This window comes from Novosphingobium sp. 63-713 (assembly GCF_001898925.1).
In the GTDB taxonomy this organism is placed as follows: domain Bacteria; phylum Pseudomonadota; class Alphaproteobacteria; order Sphingomonadales; family Sphingomonadaceae; genus Novosphingobium.
This window is the reverse complement of sequence record NZ_MKVS01000027.1, coordinates 54,234-71,830: the sequence shown is the minus strand read 5'-3', so window position 1 is coordinate 71,830 and position 17,597 is coordinate 54,234. Positions and strand designations below refer to the sequence as shown.

The following is a 17,597-nucleotide window of genomic DNA, read 5'->3' as shown; positions in this document are numbered from 1 at the left end:
CGCCACCTGATCCTTGGTACAGGTGGCGATGGGTGTGGCAACACGGTTCGTCTTGCGCCGGGGGCGGGCCAACGAGGTTTGCCGTTCCGTTCATTTTCCGCACAGGACCGCAGCGGTCTGTTCAGATTTCCACTGGATGGAAACTTTGTGAAGGAGGAGAACCCATGCGTATTTCTTTGGGCCTGATGGGGACGGGTCTGGTGGCGGCGTCTCTCGCGCTTTCGGGCTGTGCCACGACCGGTTCGGTCAAGCGGGCACAGGCGCGCGCAGATGAAGCCTATGCCAGCGCCCAGGAAGGCAATGGCGCCGCATCGCGCGCGCAGGGCACGGCCGACAATGCCCTTGCGGCCTCGGGCCGGGCGCAGAGCGCGGCCGATGCGGCCAATATGGCGGCGCAAAACGCGGGCAACTCGGCCAATTCTGCCAATTCACTGGCCGCGGCGGCCGCTGCCGATGCCCGCGCCGCCCGCGAACAGGTGGCCGTGCTGAAGGCGCGCCTCCATAAGCTGGAAGGGAAGAACAAGAAGCGCCATTATTCCAAGAGCGCGGCCAAGAAAAAGACCGTGGCCAAGGAGGCCCAGGTCACGCAGGCCCAATTTCACCACTAAGACGTTTCACCACTAAGGCAGCGCATCTTTTCGACCAGCGCGATGGCGGCGGCAATCGCCGCCTCGCGCCCCAGATCGGATGTGTCGAGGGTGATCGCATCGGGCGCCGGGCGCAAAGGGGCGGCGCTGCGATTGCGGTCGCGCTCGTCGCGCGCGGCAAGGTCGGCCTCGATCTCGGCAAGCGCTACATCGCGCCCCTGCGACAGCATTTCGGCGTGGCGCCGCGCCGCCCGTGCGGCCACGCTGGCGATCACGAACAGCTTGGCCGTGGCCTCGGGTGCGATCACCGTGCCGATATCGCGCCCGTCCAGAACCGCCCCGCCGCTTTGCGTGGCAAAGGCGCGCTGGCGTTCATACAGCGCCTGACGCACGGCGGGGTGCACCGATACCCGACTGGCCAGCCCGCCCGAAGCCTCGGAGCGCAATTCGGGACCATCGAGCAAACTGTCGGCAAAGCCGCAGGCGGCCAGCGCATCGGCCGCATCATCGGGATTGCCGCCATTTATCGCCACTTGCCGCCCCACCGCGCGATAGAGCAGCCCGGTGTCCAGATGCGGCAGGCCGTAATGCGCGGCCAGCGCCTTGGCGATGGTGCCCTTGCCCGAAGCGGTCGGGCCATCAACGGCGATAATCATGCGTTTTTCCCTTTGGCCATGATGGCGCGGACAAGGCCGACAAAGGCGATGGCCGACCACAGGCTTTCCAGCGCCAGCGAGGCCGGATTGGTATCGACCAGCAACGAAATCACCAGCAGCAGCGCGCCGGCCAGATTGGCGCCATGCTGGACAAACGGATTGGGCTCGCGCGTCTTGCCGGTAAAGGCCGTGGTATAGCCATAGGCAAAGACGCAGAGCGCCATGCCCGCAAAACCGCAGGCGGTGGCAAGCTCCTCGGGAATTCCGGTAATCAGGCTCATCTGGCCACCAGGCTGGCGAGCAGCGATTCGAAATTGGGGAAGCTGGTGGCGATCGGGCTGGTGTCGTCGATGGCCACGCCGTTCATGCTGTTGAGCCCCGCAATGGCCATGCTCATGGCGATGCGGTGGTCCAGATGCGTGGCGACATGATGCGCGCCCGATGTTCCGGGCAAGGGGGCGCCGCCGGTGCCGTCGATGATGAGGCCATCCTCGGTTTCGGTCACATTCGCGCCCGCCAGTTCCAGCGCCACGCGCATCACGGTGATGCGGTCGCTTTCCTTGACGCGCAATTCCTCAAGGCCGGTGGTGACGGTGCGGCCCTTGGCCTGTGCGGCGGCGACAAAGAGGACGGGGAATTCATCGACCATGCTGGGCACGATTTCGGGATCGACCTCGATGCCATGCAATTGCGAATGGCGCACGCGCAGATCGGCCACGGGTTCGCCGCCGACCTCGCGCGTGTTCACTTCCTCGATGCTGCCGCCCATCTGGCGCAGGACCGTGACGATCCCGGCGCGGGTGGGGTTGAGGCCGACGTTCTCGATCAGCACATCGCTGCCCGGCACGGTGAGCGCGGCGACGATGAAGAAGGCGGCCGAGGACGGATCGCCCGGCACCACGATGGTCTGGCCCTTCAGTTCGGCGGGGCCGTGGATCTGGATGGTGCGCGTGCCTTCCTCATCGACCTCGACGGTCAGATTCGCGCCAAAGCCGCGCAGCATACGTTCGGAATGGTCGCGGGTGGGTGCGGGCTCGATCACGGTGGTGATGCCCGGCGTGTTCAGGCCCGCCAGCAGCACCGCCGATTTGACCTGCGCGCTGGCCATGGGCAGGCGATAGGTGATCGGTACGGCGGGCGAGGCGCCGCGCATGGTCAGCGGCAGACGGCCTTCGACGGAGGTGAAATCCGCGCCCATCGTGGAGAGCGGGTCGATCACGCGGCCCATCGGGCGCTTCGACAGCGAAGCATCGCCCACGAAGGTGGCGGTGATGCCATGGCTGGCCACCAATCCCATCAGCAGGCGAGTCGAGGTGCCCGAATTGCCCATGTCGAGCGCGGTTTCCGGTTGCAGCAGGCCGCCTACGCCCACGCCGTTGATGATCCATTCGCCATCTTCGGTTTTCTCGATTTTCGCGCCCATGGCCCGCATCGCGGCCGCCGTGGACATCACATCCTCGCCTTCCAGCAGGCCCGTGACCCGCGTTTCGCCCAGCGCCAGCGCGCCCAGCATGATCGAGCGGTGGCTGATCGACTTGTCGCCGGGGACGCGGATCGCGCCATTCAGCGCGCCGGTGGGCATGAAACGGCGGGGGCGGGGGGTGGCAGAGGCGCTCACGGACAGGATTCCTTAGGGCTATGAAGACTGGGGATGCGAAAAACGCTTGCGTCACGGGCAGGCACCCGTCAGAAGCGCGCGGCTTTTGACAGCGCGGGGGCTCTATGGCAAGGCGCCAGAGCATGGCAAGGCCGGTCAAATGGCCCTTCGCGCCAGTTACGCATAGCAATGGATACCGCCCGCCGCTTTGGCTGGGGCAGACATGAGGAATAGCATGGTCAAGCCAGAATGGGGCGCCAAGCACGGCTGCCCGAAGTGCGGCACCCGCTTTTACGATCTGGGCAAGGACGATCCCGTCACTTGCATCGAATGCGGCTATGCCTGGGTTCCCGAACCGGTTCTCAAGAGCAAGCAGCCGATTCCCTTTGAGGAGATCCAGAAGAAGGACGCCGATGAGGTGGCCGACGGCGATCTGGCCGATGAGGATCTGGACATCGATGATGACGGCGATTCGCCGGACAATGATGTCGACCTGGGCGGCGATGACGACCTGGGCGTGTCGGGCCATGATGAAGAGCCCGACGAAGTGTAAGCTCTTGTCCGGAACCTTGGCGGGGCTTTTTTCAGAAAAATGAAATTTCTCGAAAAAAGTTCTTGCCAAGGTTCCGGGGTCGTCCTAGTGGGGCGGCCCGCCGACGAGGCGGAAGCGAAGCAAACCACCCAGGGATGCCTAGCTTATTGAATGAATGGGGCCTTAGCTCAGCTGGGAGAGCGCCTGCATGGCATGCAGGAGGTCAGCGGTTCGATCCCGCTAGGCTCCACCATTCAAACATATACCCATTGGTAAGGGGCCTTAGCTCAGCTGGGAGAGCGCCTGCATGGCATGCAGGAGGTCAGCGGTTCGATCCCGCTAGGCTCCACCAAAGGGAAAGTATCGCTTCATCAGGCGTTACGCTGGCCGACGAATTTACGTCCGCCGGCGTTTTTCGCTTGATGGGAATATGCGCTGATCGGCGAGGTTTCGCCCATCGGCGTTTTTGGCGTAATTTTGCGCCGCTGTTGGGGTTGGCTGATGTTCGACGCTCTGTCTGATCGCCTTGGCTCGGTCTTTGATCGGCTGAAGGGGCGCGGTGCGCTCAAGGAACAGGATGTGCGCGATGCGATGCGCGAAGTGCGCATCGCCTTGCTCGAAGCCGACGTGGCCCTGCCGGTGGTGCGCCGGTTTATCGACGATGTGACCGAGAAGGCCGTTGGGCAAAATGTGCTCAAGTCGGTCACGCCCGGTCAGCAGGTCGTCAAGATCGTCAATGACGCGCTGGTCGAGATGCTGGGCGGGCAGGATGTCCCCGGTCTCGATCTGAACGCCGCGCCGCCGGTGGTCATCATGATGGTCGGCCTTCAGGGGTCGGGCAAGACCACCAGCACGGCCAAGCTCGGCAAGCTGCTGAAAGAAAAGCACGGCAAGAAGGTGTTGATGGCGTCGCTCGACGTCAACCGTCCCGCCGCGCAGGAACAGTTGGCCGTTCTGGGCGAGCAGGTGAGCGTTTCGACCCTGCCGATCATTTCGGGCCAGATGCCGACGGCGATCGCCGAACGCGCGATCAATTCGGCCAAGCTTCAGGCTGTGGACGTGCTGCTGCTCGACACGGCGGGCCGTCTGCACGTCGATGCGGCGCTGATGGAAGAGATGAAGGCGGTGGCCGCCATCTCGACCCCGAAAGAAACGCTGCTGGTCGTCGATTCGCTGACCGGTCAGGATGCGGTCAACGTTGCGCAGAGCTTTGCGGGCGAAGTCGATCTGACGGGTGTGATCCTCACCCGTATGGACGGCGATGCGCGCGGCGGTGCGGCGCTTTCGATGCGCGCGGTCACGGGCAAGCCGATCAAGTTTGCCGGTATGGGCGAAAAGCTCGACCAGATCGAAGTGTTCAATCCCGGCCGCGTGGCGGGCCGCATCCTGGGCATGGGCGATATCGTCAGCCTGGTGGAAAAAGCGGCGCAGGCAGTTGAGGCCGAGGACGCCGAAAAGCTGGCCGAGCGTATGGCCAAGGGTCAGTTCGATATGAACGACCTGCGCACCCAGCTGCGCCAGATGCAGAAGATGGGCGGGCTGGGCATGTTGGCCGGTATGCTGCCGGGCATGAAGAAGGCGCAGGCCGCCATGGCCAACAGCGGGATGAATGACCGCACGCTGCTGCGCATGGATGCGATCATCGGTTCGATGACCCCCAAGGAGCGTGCCCGCCCCGAACTGCTCAACGCCAAGCGCAAGATCCGCATCGCCAATGGCTCCGGCACGCAGGTGCAGGAAGTCAACAAGCTCCTGAAAATGCATCAGGAGATGGAAAAGGCGATGAAGCAGATCAAGAAGATGGGCGGGCTCAAGGGCCTGGCCGCCTTGTTCGGCAAGGGTGGCATGGGTGGCATGGGTGGTCTTGGCGGCCCCGGTGCCGGCGGCCTTCCCGGCCTTGGCGCGGGCGCCCCGGATTTTACAAAGTTTTTGAAGAAATAAGCTGAATTAATTGGAAAGGTACGAAAATGTCGGTTTCTCTGCGTCTGTCGCGTGGCGGTTCTAAGAAGCGCCCCTATTACAAGATCGTTATTGCCAATTCGACCGCGCCCCGCGACGGCAAGTTCCTGGAGCAGGTCGGCACCTACAACCCGCTGCTCGCCAAGGACAGCGAAGACCGCGTGCGTCTGATCGAAGACCGCGTGAAGTACTGGCTGGGCGTTGGCGCGCAGCCGACCGACCGCGTTGCCCGTCTGCTGGACAAGGCTGGTCTGAAGGAACGCGCCCCCACCAACAACCCGAACAAGGCCGAACCCGGCAAGAAGGCCAAGGAACGCGCTGAAGACAAGGCCAAGAAGGCCGCTGAAGCTGCTGAAGCGGCTGCTGCTGAATAATGAGCCGGCCCGTGACAATGGCCGCTGTTGCGGCGGCCCATGGCATCACGGGCGAGGTTCGTCTCAAGCTGTTTGGTGAAGGTGTGGCCGCGCTCAAGGGCTACCGCACCTTCAACAATGGCGCGCTGACGCTGAAATCGATCAAGGATGACGGCAAGGGGGGCGCTCTGGCCCGCTTTGCCGAAGTCCCTGATCGAACGGCGGCGGAAAAATTGCGCGGGACGGCGCTGACGGTCCCCCGCTCGGCCATGCCGCCGCTGGCGCCGGGTGAGTATTATTACGCCGACCTGCTGGGTCTGGCGGCCCAATCCACCACGGGTGCGATGCTGGGCACGGTGGTCGCGGTCGACAATTTCGGCGCGGGCGACATTCTGGAAATCGAGATGCCTGCGGGCGAGGACGGCAAGAGCCACCGCTTCATGGTGCCCATGCGCGCCGAGGCCGTGCCCGAATGGGACGAGGCGCGGGTGTTGATCGAGGACGCCTACGTCGGGTGACCGAGTGCGAGGCGGAGATTGCCGCCTTGGCGCAGGATCTGTCAGGTTTGCGGCGCGTATGGCCGGATATGGCCGTGTCGCAGGATCTCGGGCTTTACGGCGATGACATCACGGAATTCATAATGGCCTTGGCCGATCGCTATGGCGAGTGGGTCTGGGATTGGCCGTGGGCGCGCTTTGCCGATGACCGTGAAGGTGTGGGTTGCCTCGCCATTTTCGGCTTGCCCTGGCTGCTGCTGTGTTGGCTGTTTCGTGCCCGATCACGCGGTTTGCATCAGGTTCAGGAGCTGGAACGGCTGGAAATCGGCCATATTGCGGCGGTGATCGACCGGGGAGTCTGGTTCGAACCCTGAACACTTATGCTGTTGTTTTGCCAAAACCTCCCTATCCCAAATGCATGATTGTACCGCGCTGGTTTGAAGGTTAAAGACACGCGGGGTCTTCTTCGCCGGAGGGCGGATGAGGAGGGATCATGGCGGGTCTGGACCCGTTTCAATTGAGCGGGGAGCAGTTTCTCGCGATCTATGCCGGGCTGCTGCTGGCGGCGGCGGCGATGGCGTGGGTGTTGCCGCATTGGCTGCGCCCCGATGGCAGAATGCTGGCGTTGCAACATCCTTTTGAACTGGCCTGCCTTTCGGGCGGGCCGACGCGCTATGCCGAAACGCTGGTGGTGGGGCTGATGCAGGCGGGGCATCTGGCCCTGCGCGACGAGCGTCATTTCGAGCCGCTGCGCCCCGCCGCAGGCATCAGCCGGGCCGAGGTGGCGGTGCTGGGCCTGCCGCCCGGGACGGATTGGGCCTTGCTGATGACCAGCCTGTGGAGCGCGGTCCACTGGGTCGAACTGCGCCTGATTGCGCGCGGCCTGTGGCTGGACCGCGCGGAATGGTGGCAGGTTCGTGGCTGGGCCTGTTTGCCCTACATGCTGGTTTTGCTGTTCGGCGCGATTCGCTGGGAGGCGGGCCTGCTTCATCATCGGCCGGTGCCTTATCTTGGGTGGCTTGTGCTGGCGGCCCTGCTGGGCGGGGTGGTGCGCTGCGCCACCATCGATCGGCGGACACGTGGCGGCAGCCGCGTGCTGGCGCGCGCGCGGCACGAGGCGCGCAACCTGCGCCGCGATGGCGAGCAGGTCCAGATCGCGGTCGCCCTGTTCGGCACCGAGGTTCTGGCGGGCACCCCCTATGAGGCGCTGCACAGGCTGCGCATTCGCCGCCGTTGAGGCCCGATGCCCCTTGCAGACCGGCGGCGCAGGGGGCATGGGGGCGCCATGAGCTTTTCCGCCACCGTCCTGACGCTTTATCCCGATATGTTCCCAGGCCCGTTGGGGGTCAGCCTTGCCGGCCGCGCGCGCGAGGAGGGCAAGTGGGCCATTGATGCGGTGCAGATCCGCGACTTTGCCCAGGACAAGCACCGCACCGTGGACGATACGCCCGCAGGCGGCGGGGCGGGAATGGTGCTCAAGGTCGATGTGCTGGCCCGCGCGATTGACCATGCGCGCGCGAATGGTCCGATGGGGCGGCCCGTCATCGCCATGACCCCGCGCGGGCGGCCTTTGACGCAAGCGCGGGTGCGCGAATTGGCCGCCGGACCGGGGGTGATCGTACTTTGCGGGCGATTTGAAGGATTTGACGAGCGGATTTTCGCCGGGCGCGATGTCGAGGAGGTCTCGATGGGCGATATTATTCTCTCGGGCGGCGAACCTGCGGCAATTATGCTTCTGGATGCTTGCATTCGGCTGCTTCCCGGCGTAATGGGCGCGGCCTCTAGTGGGGATGATGAGTCGTTCGAAAACGGATTGCTCGAATATCCCCACTATACCCGACCCAATGATTGGGAAGGGCGATTGATCCCTGAAGTGCTGCGATCGGGGGATCATGGAAAGATCGACGCCTGGCGGAAACAACAGGCGCTCGACGATACTCGGTCACGCAGGCCCGACCTTTGGGAGCGCTACGGTGGTGCTTCGGGTCAGTCTGCCTCTGGCGCGCGGCGCAAAACGAAGGATTTGGGTCAATGAACCTGATTCAGCAGATCGAAGCCGAAGAAATCGCCAAGGCGCTTTCGGCTACGGGCAAGGAAATTCCGGAATTCCGCGCTGGCGACACGCTGCGCGTCGGCGTGAAGGTTATCGAAGGCGACCGCACCCGCGTTCAGGCCTATGAAGGCGTGGTGATCGCTCGCTCGAACCGCGGCATCAACTCGAACTTCACCGTGCGCAAGATGTCGTTCGGCGAAGGCGTGGAGCGCGTATTCCCGCTCTACTCGCCCAACATCGAATCGATTACCGTGGTTCGCCGTGGTGTCGTGCGTCGTGCCAAGCTGTACTATCTGCGCGGCCGCACCGGCAAACGCGCACGTATCGCCGAGCGCCGCGACCCCCGCACGGCAGGCTGAGCCGGAACAGCAGTTCCCCAGCCAACTAGCGGAACATCGTGAAAGGGCGCCTCGGCCAAGACAGCCGGGGCGCCCTTTTGCTTGCGCGCCTTATCTCCAATACTTCGACAGGTCTCTCTCCTTGCCATGCGCTTTCCCGCTCTCCTGCTTGCTGCAGCGGCACTCGTGCCTGCGCCCCTCGCCTTTGCGCAGGGGGCTGCTGTGAACGCGCCTGCCGCCGTTGCGCTGTCGTTCGAGCGGGTCTTTGCCAGCCCTTCGCTCAACGGCCCGGCGCCGCGCGGGGTCAAGCTGTCGCCGGACGGGCGCTATCTGACGCTGCTGCGCAACCGCGCCAATGACCGTGAACGCTATGACCTGTGGGGCTATGACCGCCAGAACGGGCAGTGGCGGATGCTGGTCGATTCGGAAAAGCTGTCCTCGGGCCGCGCCTTGTCCGAGGCGGAGAAGATGCAGCGTGAGCGTCAGCGGATCGGCGACATCAAGGGCATCGTCACCTATAGCTGGGCGGCCGATGGCAAGGGCGTGCTGGTGCCGCTCGATGGCGATCTGTTGTTGGCGGGGCTTGATGGCTCGGTGCGCAAGGTCGAAGGGGCGGGGGCCGATGCGCTCAATCCGCGCCTCAGCCCCAAGGGCGGTTTCGTGTCCTTTGTCCGTGATCGTCGCCTCTGGGTGGTGCCGGTCAATGGCGGCGCGCCCCGCGCGATCACGCCCCCCGAAACCAGCTCGACTGTCCATTGGGGCGAGGCCGAATTTGTCGCGCAGGAGGAAATGGCCCGCCTGACCGGCGCCTGGTGGTCGGGCGATGACAAGCATGTGGCGGTTGAACGCTTTGACGAGGCCCATGTCGGCACCGTCACCCGCGCGGCCATCGGCGCGACCGGCACCAAGACTTTCGACCAGCGCTATCCGGCGGCGGGCACGCCCAATGCCGAAGTGTCGCTCTATGTCGTCAGCCCCGATGGCGGTGTCCCGGTTAAGGTCGATCTTGGCGCGGAGGCTGACATCTATCTGGCCCGCGTCGATTGGGCGCTCGATGGCAAGACGCTCTATGTCCAGCGCGAAGATCGGGCGCAGACCCGCCTCGACATGCTCAAGGTCGATCCGGCCACGGGCAAGTCCGAGGTGCTGTTTACCGAAACCGCGCGGCCCAAGAGCTGGATCAACCTCACTGACAATTACCGTTTCCTGCGCGACGGCAGCCTGATCTGGTGGAGCGAGCGCGATGGTTTCGGCCATCTCTATCGCCTCGTAGGTGGCAAGTGGCAGCAGCTCACCCATGGGCGCTGGATGGTCACTTCGCTGGACGGCGTGGATGAAAAGGGCGGCAAGCTCTTCTTCACCGGCACAAAGGATGATGTGCTGGCGCATCAGGTCTATGCGCTGGATTACAACCATCCGGGCGAACCGAAGCGCCTGACCGATCCGGCCTATATGAACAGCGCGAGCATGGATCGCGCCGGGCAAACGCTGGTCATCACTCGCAGCGCGCAGAACCAGCCCGCCCAGACCTATCTGGCCGATGGCGCGGGCAAGCGTCTGGCATGGGTTGAGGAAAACCGCGTGGATGCGGGTCATCCCTACGCACCCTTCCTTGCCGCCCATCGCGCACCCACTTTCGGCACGATCAAGGCGCAGGACGGCAGCGATCTGCACTGGAAGATGATCACGCCGGTGATGGAGCCGGGCAAGCGCTATCCGGTGTTCTTTGAACATTACGGCGGCCCGCATGTTCAGGTGGTCAGCAAGGGCTGGTCGGGCGCGCTGGCCCAGGCCATCGTGGCCAAGGGCTATATCTATTTCGAGATCGACAACCGGGGCAGCGCGAACCGGGGCGTCGATTTTGAAAGCCAGATCTGGCAGGCGATGGGCACGGTGGAAGTGGCCGACCAGATCGCCGGGGCCGATTACCTCAAGAGCCTGCCCTTCGTGGATGCCAGCAAGATCGCCACCTATGGCTGGTCCTATGGCGGCTATATGACGCTCAAGCTGCTGGAGGCGCATCCGGGCGCCTTTGCCGCCGGGATTTCCGGCGCGCCGGTCACCAAGTGGGAGCTCTATGACACCCACTATACCGAGCGCTATATGGGCGATCCGCGGCAGGTTCCGGCTGCCTACAAGGCTTCGAACGCCATTGATAAATCCGATGCCATCCGCGATCCGCTGCTGCTGATCCACGGGCTTTCGGATGACAATGTGGTGTTTGAAAATTCCTCGGCTCTGATCGCCAAGATGCAGAACGAGGCCACACCTTTCGAGATGATGCTCTATCCCGGCCATACCCACCGCGTGGGCGGGCCCAAGGTCAGCGTCCATCTCTGGAACACGATTTTCGCTTTCCTGGCACGGCATGGAGTGACGCCGCCGTAATTCTCTAGCCAGTTGTTGTAATGCGGCTTTGCGTCTCAGGCCGCGTGAAACAGGTCCCTTTATGGGCCGCAGGAGTGAGTAACATGGGTTATCGGGTTGTCGTCGTTGGCGCCACGGGCAATGTGGGCCGCGAAATGCTCAACATCCTTGCCGAGCGGGAATTCCCCATCGACGAACTGGCGGCGGTGGCTTCGCCTCGTTCGCAGGGCACCGAGATCGATTTCGGCGAAACCGGCAAGAAGCTGAAGGTTCAGAACATTGAACATTTCGACTTCACCGGCTGGGACATCGCCCTGTTTGCCGCAGGTTCGGCGCCGACCAAGATCTATGCCCCCAAGGCCGCCTCGCAAGGCTGCGTGGTGATCGACAACTCGTCGCTCTATCGCATGGACCCGGACGTTCCGCTGATCGTGCCCGAAGTGAACCCGGACGCCATCGACGGCTATACCAAGCGCAACATCATCGCCAACCCCAACTGCTCGACCGCGCAGATGGTTGTGGCCCTCAAGCCCCTGCACGACAAGGCGACGATCAAGCGCGTCGTGGTCGCGACCTATCAGTCGGTGTCGGGCGCGGGCAAGGAAGGCATGGACGAGCTGTTCGAACAGAGCCGCGCGATCTTTGTCGGCGATCCGGTCGAGGCCAAGAAGTTCACCAAGCAGATCGCGTTCAACGTGATCCCGCACATCGACGTTTTCCTTGATGATGGCTACACCAAGGAAGAATGGAAGATGGTGGCCGAAACCAAGAAGATCCTTGATCCCAAGGTGAAGCTGACGGCAACCTGCGTGCGCGTGCCGGTGTTTATCGGTCACTCCGAAGCGCTGAACATCGAATTCGAAAACGAGATCAGCGCCCAGGAAGCTCAGGACATCCTGCGCGAAGCCCCCGGCGTGATGCTGGTCGACAAGCGCGAGAACGGTGGTTACGTGACCCCGGTGGAATGCGTTGGCGATTACGCCACCTTCATCAGCCGCGTGCGTGAAGACTCGACGGTCGACAACGGCCTGTCGCTGTGGTGCGTTTCGGACAACCTGCGCAAGGGCGCGGCCCTGAACGCGGTGCAGATCGCCGAACTGCTGGGCCGCCGCCACCTCAAGAAGGGCTGATATGAACGCTGTCCCTGTCGCTCAGCGCGGGATGCTGGTGGCGATGGCCATCGGGTCCGGGCTGAGCGGCTGGGGCGCGATCTATCCGCAAAACACATGGTTGCAGGTGGGGCCGGTTTTGCTGGCCCTGCCTGTTGCTTTTTGGGCCTTGCGGCGCTGGCCGCTGAGCCATCGCGCGGCGGGGATGGTCACGGGTTTCATCCTGCTGCATCTGCTGGCCGCTTGCTGGTCATACAGTTTTACGCCCTATGATTCATGGGGCAGGTCCTTGACCGGTCATTCGATCGACGCGGCCTTTGGCTTCAGGCGCAATATGTTTGACCGTCTGATTCATCTGTCCTTCGGCCTGCTTATGGTTCTGCCTTTCGCTGAAATCGGCTTGCGCCATGGCGGGCTTTCGCGCCGGGCGGCCCTGTCGATGGCGGTGCTGGGTATTTTTGCTTTCAGCTCGATCTATGAAATCTTCGAATGGCTGCTCACCATCGGCCTCTCGCCCGATCAGGCCGGCGCCTATAATGGCGAGCAGGGCGATATGTATGACAGCCAAAAAGACATGGCGATGGCCAATCTGGGCGCTGTGCTGGCTCTGCCCGCGGCCCGCGCATTGCTTGCCTTCAAACGCCGAAGCGGGTCATGATTCTGCGACCATGACCCGCTGCTCTTTGCGTTTTTAATTCACCCGCTGCGTCACCGTGGTGGTCGTCGTGGCTACGGGCCCGGCGACATGGGCGCTGTGCACCGGCTTTTTCGCCACGCGCGTCTTGACCACCTTCTTGGCGGCCACCCGGCCCGTGTTCTGCGTGGTCACCGTGGTTTCCACGGCGGCCTTCTGATCCAGGGCGGCCTGGGCGTTGGCACGGGCTGCTGCGGCATCCTGCTGGGCGGCCTGCGCGGTTTGCTCGGCATTGGCGGCGCGCTCATTGGCTGCGGCAACCTGTTGGGCGGCGGCCTGTTGCGAAGCCTCGCTGGCCTGCTGCTGGGCAATGGCGGCGTCGGTCTTGGCCGCCTCGACACGGGCTGCGGTGCGCTCGGCCTTCATCCGCTGGGCCTGGCCAAGGTTGGCATCGGCGATCATCGCGGCCTGATTGGCGGTTTCAATGGCCTCTTCCTTGCGGCCTGCCGAAAGGTCCTCGCGCGCATCGGCCAATGCCTGCTTAGCCTTGGCCTGATCCACGGCCAGCAAAGTGTCGGCGCCTGCGGTATCGGCGGCGCTGATCTTGGCCTCGGCCACGGCGATGGCCTTTTTCGCGCGGTCGGCCTTGCCCTCGGCCATGGCCGGGCCGCTCCATGCCACGGCCAACATAGTGGCGGCGAGCAGCGTGCTGTGAAGGGTCTTCATGGGTCTACTCCTCTCGAACATGGACCATGCCCAAGGAAGAGTCCGGCGAGGCGATGGTTCCAAGCGACGAGGCGAGCCGCCCGCGCAGAATAGGCCAGCTTTGTACGAAATGACCGAAAATGCGCGATAAAAGCATGAGCAGAATTGCGCATACCGGACGCCCGTCCGAAAAGCTAGGCCGCGCGGCGCGGGGGTGGGGACTTTCGCATAGGAGGAGTTATGAATATCCGTTTTGGCCTCGCCGCCGTGGTTCTGGCCCTTGCCGGCGCTTCGCAGGCCAATGCCGCCGCTGCCGGTGACACGGCGCTGGCCGAGATCCTGCCCCATGTGCCGCGCGATGCCGATGGCAAGGTCACCCGCGAAGCCTTCGTCGCCTATATGGAAACCGCCTTTGACCGCGCCGATACCGCCAAGAGCGGCCAGATCGACCCGTCCCGGCTGAAGCGTGCCGGTGCGGCGCGCGCCTGTTCGCCGATGTTCGGCCCGCGCTATGTGCCCGGCGCCTCGCTGACCGGCTGCTGAAACAGACGACAGATCATGCAGGGCGGGCGCAACCCGCCCTGTTTCCTTTCGCGCCTTTGGAGCGCCTTTCCTTGATCCATGAATATTTTCAGGCATCGGCTGGCACAAGCCGCTTGCCCCTTTGGCTTTTCCGCGCCTATCGCGATCTCCTTGCCCATTCGCCCGAAGAGGATGTCGTCATGCCCGAAACCGTCACCACCAGCTACTTTCGCGGTTGGGCAGGAACGCGGCTGGCGCTCCACCGGATGGGGCCTGCATCGGGAGGGAGCGGGCGGCCCATGCTGCTGTTCCACGGGCTGTTTTCATCGGCGGCGATCAACTGGGTCAAATATGGCCATGCCGAGCGTCTGGCACAGGCCGGGTTCGAGGTCATCATGCCCGATCTGCGCGCCCATGGCATGAGCGAGGCGCCCCATGACGCCACCGCCTATCCTGAGGACGTGCTGGTCACCGATGCGCTGATGCTGGTGCGCGAACTGGGGTTTGAGCCGGGCGGCTTCGATCTGGGCGGTTTCTCGCTCGGCTCGCGCACGGCCACGCGCGCGGTGCTGGCGGGGCTGGAGCCGCGCCGGTTGGTCCTTGCGGGCATGGGTCTGGAAGGGCTGGCGGGATGGGCGCGGCGCAGCGCCTTTTTCCTCGACGCCATCGCGCGCTACGGCACGATCAAGCATGGCGATCCGGCCTATGTTGCCCAACAGTTCATGAAGGCGCAAAAGGTCGATCTGCGCGCGGCGGAATTGCTGCTGCAATCGGTGGACGATACGCCGCCTTCGGATCTGGCCGGTATCACCATGCCCACGCTGGTGGTCTGCGGCGCCATCGATCAGGACAATGGCAGCGCCCCGCGCCTGGCCCAGACCTTGCCCAATGCGCGCTATGCCGAAATCCCCGGCACGCATATGAGCAGCGTGACCCAGAAGGAACTGGGCCAGCAGATGGTGGAATTCCTTACTTCCTGAGGCTGAAGGGAATTTTCAGGAAGCCGCGCAGCATCACCGCCTCGCCGCCGCGCATCATCGGGGTCCAGCGCCATTTGCGCACAGCCTCCAGCGCTGCCTTGTCGAGGCGGGGGAAGCCGCTGCTGTTGGCCACGGTGATTTCCGCCACGCGCCCGTCCGTGCCGACCAAAAGACCCAGTGTCACCGTGCCTTCCTCCATATTCCGCCGCGATTCCAGAGGATAGGAGGGCGGGGTGAACGAGAGAATCCGCGCGCCCAGATCGCCCACTTCGGCCGGCCCCGCAGGCGCCTTGGGCGCGGCGGTGGCAACCGGGGCGGGGGCCGGAGGAGCAGGCGGGGCGGGGGGCTGCGCGGCTGCTTCCTGACCTACGGCAATGGCCACGGCCAGCGGCGGTGTGGGGGCCTCGGGCTGCGGCTGGGCTACGGCCTGGGGCAGTTGCGGCATATCGACCTCCTTGGCCGCCGGTTTGCTCTGCGGCGCGGAAGGCGGGGGAGGGGCGGTCAGGTCCATCGTTACGATATGATGTTCGCGCTTGGCATGGGGTGCGACATTCATCCAGACCATCGCGGAGAACAAGGCGCCGACTGCCAACGCCGAGGCCAGCATCGCGCCGCCGCGCGGGCGTTGCGCCTGCTGGGCGTAGCGGGCGCTGGGCACAAAGGGGGCAGCCGGAGCCGGAGCGGCAAAGCTGAGTCGCGCCTCATGGCCAAGCGGGCCGTAATGGGCGGAAAACTCGGCTTCGTCAGTCACTCGGAAGGCGTACATGGGCTGCCTCATGGGGTCGTTGGATGCTCGCTATTGCTAACGATTAGCAAAAGTACCTCGTCCCAGCAAGGCTTATTGCATCTAATTCGCAATCATATCGACCAATGTCGCGCTCAACACCTCGCTCCCGTCCTCCATCACCCAGCGCACTGAAAGCCCCCGTCGATCCGCCAGTTCCCGCCCCCGGTCCGGCCCCAGCACGCTCATCGCGCTGGCCCAGCCATCGGCGATCATCGCCTCTGAGTGGATCACGCTGCAGGCCAGAACCCCGCTTTGCGCCGGGCGACCGGTGGCCGGATCCAGATTATGCCCGCCGCGGACATAGGTGCCCGAAGTGGCCACCGCCAAGCCATGCAGCGCGATTCGCAAGGGCGCCACGCCCGCCGGATTTTCCAGATCGACCCACCATGGCTGGCCATCGCTCTGCACGCCCCAGCCGGACAGTTCCCCGCCAACCTCGACCAGCCCATGCCGCACCCCCATCGCGCGCAGCATTGCGGCCAGCGCATCGACGCCGTAGCCTTTGGCGATGCCCGACAGGTCGAGCGACACGCCCCCCGGTTGGCGCAAGCGCGCTGCCGCCCCATCCCACGCCAGGCGCGAAACATCGCAACTGGGGCGCAGCGCGGTAATCTCCCCATCACCGGGCGGCGCGGCCACAGGGCCGGGCGGGCCAAAGCCCCAGCGATCAACCAGCCGCCCCATGGCCGGGCTGAACGCGCCCCCGCTGGCCTGCGCCAGATCGAGCGAGGCGGCCATCACATGGGCGAAATCCGGCGAAAGGCTCGCCCATTCCCCGCCTTGCAAATTGTTGAAAAGGCAAAGCTCGCTGTCGGCCTGCCAATGGCTCATCTGGCGCACCAGATCATCGAGCCGCGCGGCAATCGCCTCGCGCAAATCCGCCGAGTCTAGGCCTTGGGGCCAAACCGCGCGAACCCGCCAGACCGTCCCCATCGTCTGGCCCGAAAGCGCCACCACGGGCGCCTTCGGGTCCAGACCGCGCAGGGCATTATCATCAATGACTGGCGGCAGGGCGACACGGATCATCAGGGCGCCATCACCTCGACCGTGGCGGTGTAGGTCATCCGGCGCTCGGTGGCGCGCGGGGTGGTCGGCTTGTTGTCGGTGGCGCTGATGGTCATCCAATACATGCCCGCGCCGGTCCATTTGACGGTGGCCACGCCATTGGCATCGGTGGTGACATCATAGCCGCCCTCGGCATCGCGATAGCGCTTGCCGCCCGGAATGACGGTCAGCTTGAGACCCTTGGCGGGCTGGCCGTCGATCAGGAAGCGGAACTTGCCCGGTTCATTGGCCACCAGATCGTCGGGATGGGTCAAGGGATCGAATTCCAGACCCTTGCCGCTGGGCTTGAACAGCGCAGTGGTGGGCGCGCCGCGCGTGACGAAGATCTCGTTGCGGCTGATTGCTTCGGTCAGCTTCAGGTCGGTGGCATTGGCCGGGATGGCATCAAGCGCGACCGATTCCACCGGCGCGCGGCCCGGAGCACCACCCGGCCCCATCGCGCCCGGCGGCGGGCCGGGGCGACGGCCGACGCGCTTTTCAACGCCGTCCACCTTGAAACTGCCCATCACGTTAAATCCCTCGGTGCCGATCTTCCACGTGCCCGGCTGGGTCAGGTGAACGTCGAAGGTGCTGCGATGGCGAGCGGTGATGCCGTGTTCGATGGCGCCTGCTGTGCCGTCCGGCGCGGTCACCTTGATCTGCGCCAGTTGTATCGGGAAATGGTCGGGAAAGAACAGGTCGTTTGACACGGCGGCATCGACACTGGCCCAGGGATCTTCGCCCGAATAGGTGGTGGCCACCGGCAAAAGCCACTGACGATGAGCCGAAGCCGTCATCGGCAGCGCGAGGGCAGAGGCGCCGACCAGCAGGGCAAGCGACTTGAACATGATGAAATTGGCCATGGAGAAGGCTCCTG

21 protein-coding genes and 2 tRNA genes are annotated in these 17,597 nt (G+C 64.3%); 16 read left to right on the top strand and 7 right to left on the bottom strand.

Going from position 1 to position 17,597, the window contains the following annotated elements; translation table 11 throughout:
* The first annotated feature begins 164 nt into the window (after nucleotides 1-164).
* Nucleotides 165-608, top strand: coding sequence for a hypothetical protein (locus tag BGP00_RS14370; RefSeq protein ID WP_292691188.1), 444 nt, complete (start codon nucleotides 165-167; stop codon nucleotides 606-608).
* Here the strand turns inward: BGP00_RS14370 and BGP00_RS14365 are convergent.
* The 3 genes from BGP00_RS14365 to aroA are packed head-to-tail and all read right to left on the bottom strand — an operon-like array spanning nucleotide 605 to nucleotide 2,825.
* On the bottom strand, nucleotides 605-1,243 hold the full coding sequence (locus tag BGP00_RS14365; protein WP_292691189.1) for a (d)CMP kinase: 639 nt from the start codon (nucleotides 1,241-1,243) through the stop codon (nucleotides 605-607). The two genes, BGP00_RS14370 and BGP00_RS14365, sit on opposite strands and share 4 nt — an antisense overlap.
* Nucleotides 1,240-1,524 (bottom strand): permease, encoded by a 285-nt coding sequence (locus tag BGP00_RS14360; protein WP_168603666.1) that lies wholly within the window; start codon nucleotides 1,522-1,524, stop codon nucleotides 1,240-1,242. The genes BGP00_RS14365 and BGP00_RS14360 overlap by 4 nt, the downstream gene beginning before the upstream one ends.
* Nucleotides 1,521-2,825, bottom strand: a complete 1,305-nt coding sequence (gene aroA / locus BGP00_RS14355; RefSeq protein ID WP_292691292.1) for a 3-phosphoshikimate 1-carboxyvinyltransferase — start codon at nucleotides 2,823-2,825, stop codon at nucleotides 1,521-1,523. The genes BGP00_RS14360 and aroA overlap by 4 nt, the downstream gene beginning before the upstream one ends.
* A gap of 250 nt (nucleotides 2,826-3,075) precedes the next feature.
* On the opposite strand from aroA, the gene BGP00_RS14350 reads away from it, so the two are divergent.
* From BGP00_RS14350 to BGP00_RS14290, 13 genes are all read left to right on the top strand, one after another.
* On the top strand, nucleotides 3,076-3,393 hold the full coding sequence (locus tag BGP00_RS14350) for an FYDLN acid domain-containing protein (RefSeq protein ID WP_168603665.1): 318 nt from the start codon (nucleotides 3,076-3,078) through the stop codon (nucleotides 3,391-3,393).
* Nucleotides 3,394-3,549: 156 nt separating this feature from the next.
* Nucleotides 3,550-3,625, top strand: a tRNA-Ala gene (locus tag BGP00_RS14345).
* A gap of 23 nt (nucleotides 3,626-3,648) precedes the next feature.
* Nucleotides 3,649-3,724 (top strand) — tRNA-Ala (locus BGP00_RS14340).
* 149 nt (nucleotides 3,725-3,873) lie between these two features.
* Nucleotides 3,874-5,313 (top strand): signal recognition particle protein, encoded by a 1,440-nt coding sequence (gene ffh / locus BGP00_RS14335; RefSeq protein ID WP_292691190.1) that lies wholly within the window; start codon nucleotides 3,874-3,876, stop codon nucleotides 5,311-5,313.
* A gap of 26 nt (nucleotides 5,314-5,339) precedes the next feature.
* Complete coding sequence (rpsP, locus tag BGP00_RS14330) at nucleotides 5,340-5,705, top strand: 30S ribosomal protein S16 (RefSeq protein WP_168603663.1); 366 nt, start codon at nucleotides 5,340-5,342, stop codon at nucleotides 5,703-5,705.
* Complete coding sequence (gene rimM, locus BGP00_RS14325; protein WP_292691191.1) at nucleotides 5,705-6,202, top strand: ribosome maturation factor RimM; 498 nt, start codon at nucleotides 5,705-5,707, stop codon at nucleotides 6,200-6,202. The genes rpsP and rimM overlap by 1 nt, the downstream gene beginning before the upstream one ends.
* Entirely contained in the window at nucleotides 6,199-6,555 is a 357-nt protein-coding gene (locus BGP00_RS14320) for a hypothetical protein (RefSeq protein ID WP_292691192.1), read from the top strand. The genes rimM and BGP00_RS14320 overlap by 4 nt, the downstream gene beginning before the upstream one ends.
* Nucleotides 6,556-6,674: 119 nt before the next feature.
* The gene (locus BGP00_RS14315) at nucleotides 6,675-7,418 is read left to right on the top strand and encodes a TIGR04222 domain-containing membrane protein (protein ID WP_168603660.1); all 744 of its coding nucleotides are present in this window, start codon (nucleotides 6,675-6,677) and stop codon (nucleotides 7,416-7,418) included.
* Nucleotides 7,419-7,466: 48 nt separating this feature from the next.
* Complete coding sequence (trmD, locus tag BGP00_RS14310; RefSeq protein ID WP_168603659.1) at nucleotides 7,467-8,216, top strand: tRNA (guanosine(37)-N1)-methyltransferase TrmD; 750 nt, start codon at nucleotides 7,467-7,469, stop codon at nucleotides 8,214-8,216.
* A complete protein-coding gene (gene rplS, locus BGP00_RS14305) occupies nucleotides 8,213-8,593 on the top strand; it encodes a 50S ribosomal protein L19 (RefSeq protein WP_168603658.1) in 381 nt (126 codons plus the stop codon). The genes trmD and rplS overlap by 4 nt, the downstream gene beginning before the upstream one ends.
* A 126-nt stretch (nucleotides 8,594-8,719) precedes the next feature.
* Nucleotides 8,720-10,960 carry a S9 family peptidase gene (locus BGP00_RS14300; protein WP_292691193.1) on the top strand — a complete coding sequence of 747 codons (2,241 nt, stop codon included), beginning with the start codon at nucleotides 8,720-8,722 and terminating at the stop codon, nucleotides 10,958-10,960.
* Between the two features lie 83 nt (nucleotides 10,961-11,043).
* Complete coding sequence (locus tag BGP00_RS14295) at nucleotides 11,044-12,069, top strand: aspartate-semialdehyde dehydrogenase (protein ID WP_292691194.1); 1,026 nt, start codon at nucleotides 11,044-11,046, stop codon at nucleotides 12,067-12,069.
* A gap of 1 nt (nucleotide 12,070) precedes the next feature.
* On the top strand, nucleotides 12,071-12,706 hold the full coding sequence (locus BGP00_RS14290) for a DUF2238 domain-containing protein (RefSeq protein WP_292691195.1): 636 nt from the start codon (nucleotides 12,071-12,073) through the stop codon (nucleotides 12,704-12,706).
* Between the two features lie 33 nt (nucleotides 12,707-12,739).
* On the opposite strand, the gene BGP00_RS14285 is transcribed toward BGP00_RS14290, so the two are convergent.
* Entirely contained in the window at nucleotides 12,740-13,408 is a 669-nt protein-coding gene (locus BGP00_RS14285) for a hypothetical protein (RefSeq protein WP_292691196.1), read from the bottom strand.
* Between the two features lie 219 nt (nucleotides 13,409-13,627).
* On the opposite strand from BGP00_RS14285, the gene BGP00_RS14280 reads away from it, so the two are divergent.
* Both BGP00_RS14280 and BGP00_RS14275 read left to right on the top strand, forming a co-directional pair.
* On the top strand, nucleotides 13,628-13,930 hold the full coding sequence (locus BGP00_RS14280) for a hypothetical protein (RefSeq protein ID WP_168603653.1): 303 nt from the start codon (nucleotides 13,628-13,630) through the stop codon (nucleotides 13,928-13,930).
* Nucleotides 13,931-14,109: 179 nt separating this feature from the next.
* Nucleotides 14,110-14,889, top strand: coding sequence for an alpha/beta fold hydrolase (locus BGP00_RS14275; protein ID WP_292691294.1), 780 nt, complete (start codon nucleotides 14,110-14,112; stop codon nucleotides 14,887-14,889).
* On the opposite strand, the gene BGP00_RS14270 is transcribed toward BGP00_RS14275, so the two are convergent.
* The 3 genes from BGP00_RS14270 to BGP00_RS14260 all read right to left on the bottom strand — a co-directional run bounded on the left by BGP00_RS14270 (nucleotide 14,879) and on the right by BGP00_RS14260 (nucleotide 17,583).
* Nucleotides 14,879-15,667, bottom strand: coding sequence for an energy transducer TonB (locus BGP00_RS14270; RefSeq protein ID WP_292691197.1), 789 nt, complete (start codon nucleotides 15,665-15,667; stop codon nucleotides 14,879-14,881). The two genes, BGP00_RS14275 and BGP00_RS14270, sit on opposite strands and share 11 nt — an antisense overlap.
* 69 nt (nucleotides 15,668-15,736) lie before the next feature.
* Nucleotides 15,737-16,702, bottom strand: a complete 966-nt coding sequence (locus BGP00_RS14265) for an FAD:protein FMN transferase (protein WP_292691198.1) — start codon at nucleotides 16,700-16,702, stop codon at nucleotides 15,737-15,739.
* Nucleotides 16,702-17,583: a DUF4198 domain-containing protein gene (locus BGP00_RS14260; protein ID WP_292691199.1), complete on the bottom strand. Its 882-nt coding sequence runs from the start codon at nucleotides 17,581-17,583 to the stop codon at nucleotides 16,702-16,704. Before BGP00_RS14260 ends, BGP00_RS14265 begins: the two co-directional genes overlap by 1 nt.
* Between the last annotated feature and the right edge of the window lie 14 nt (nucleotides 17,584-17,597).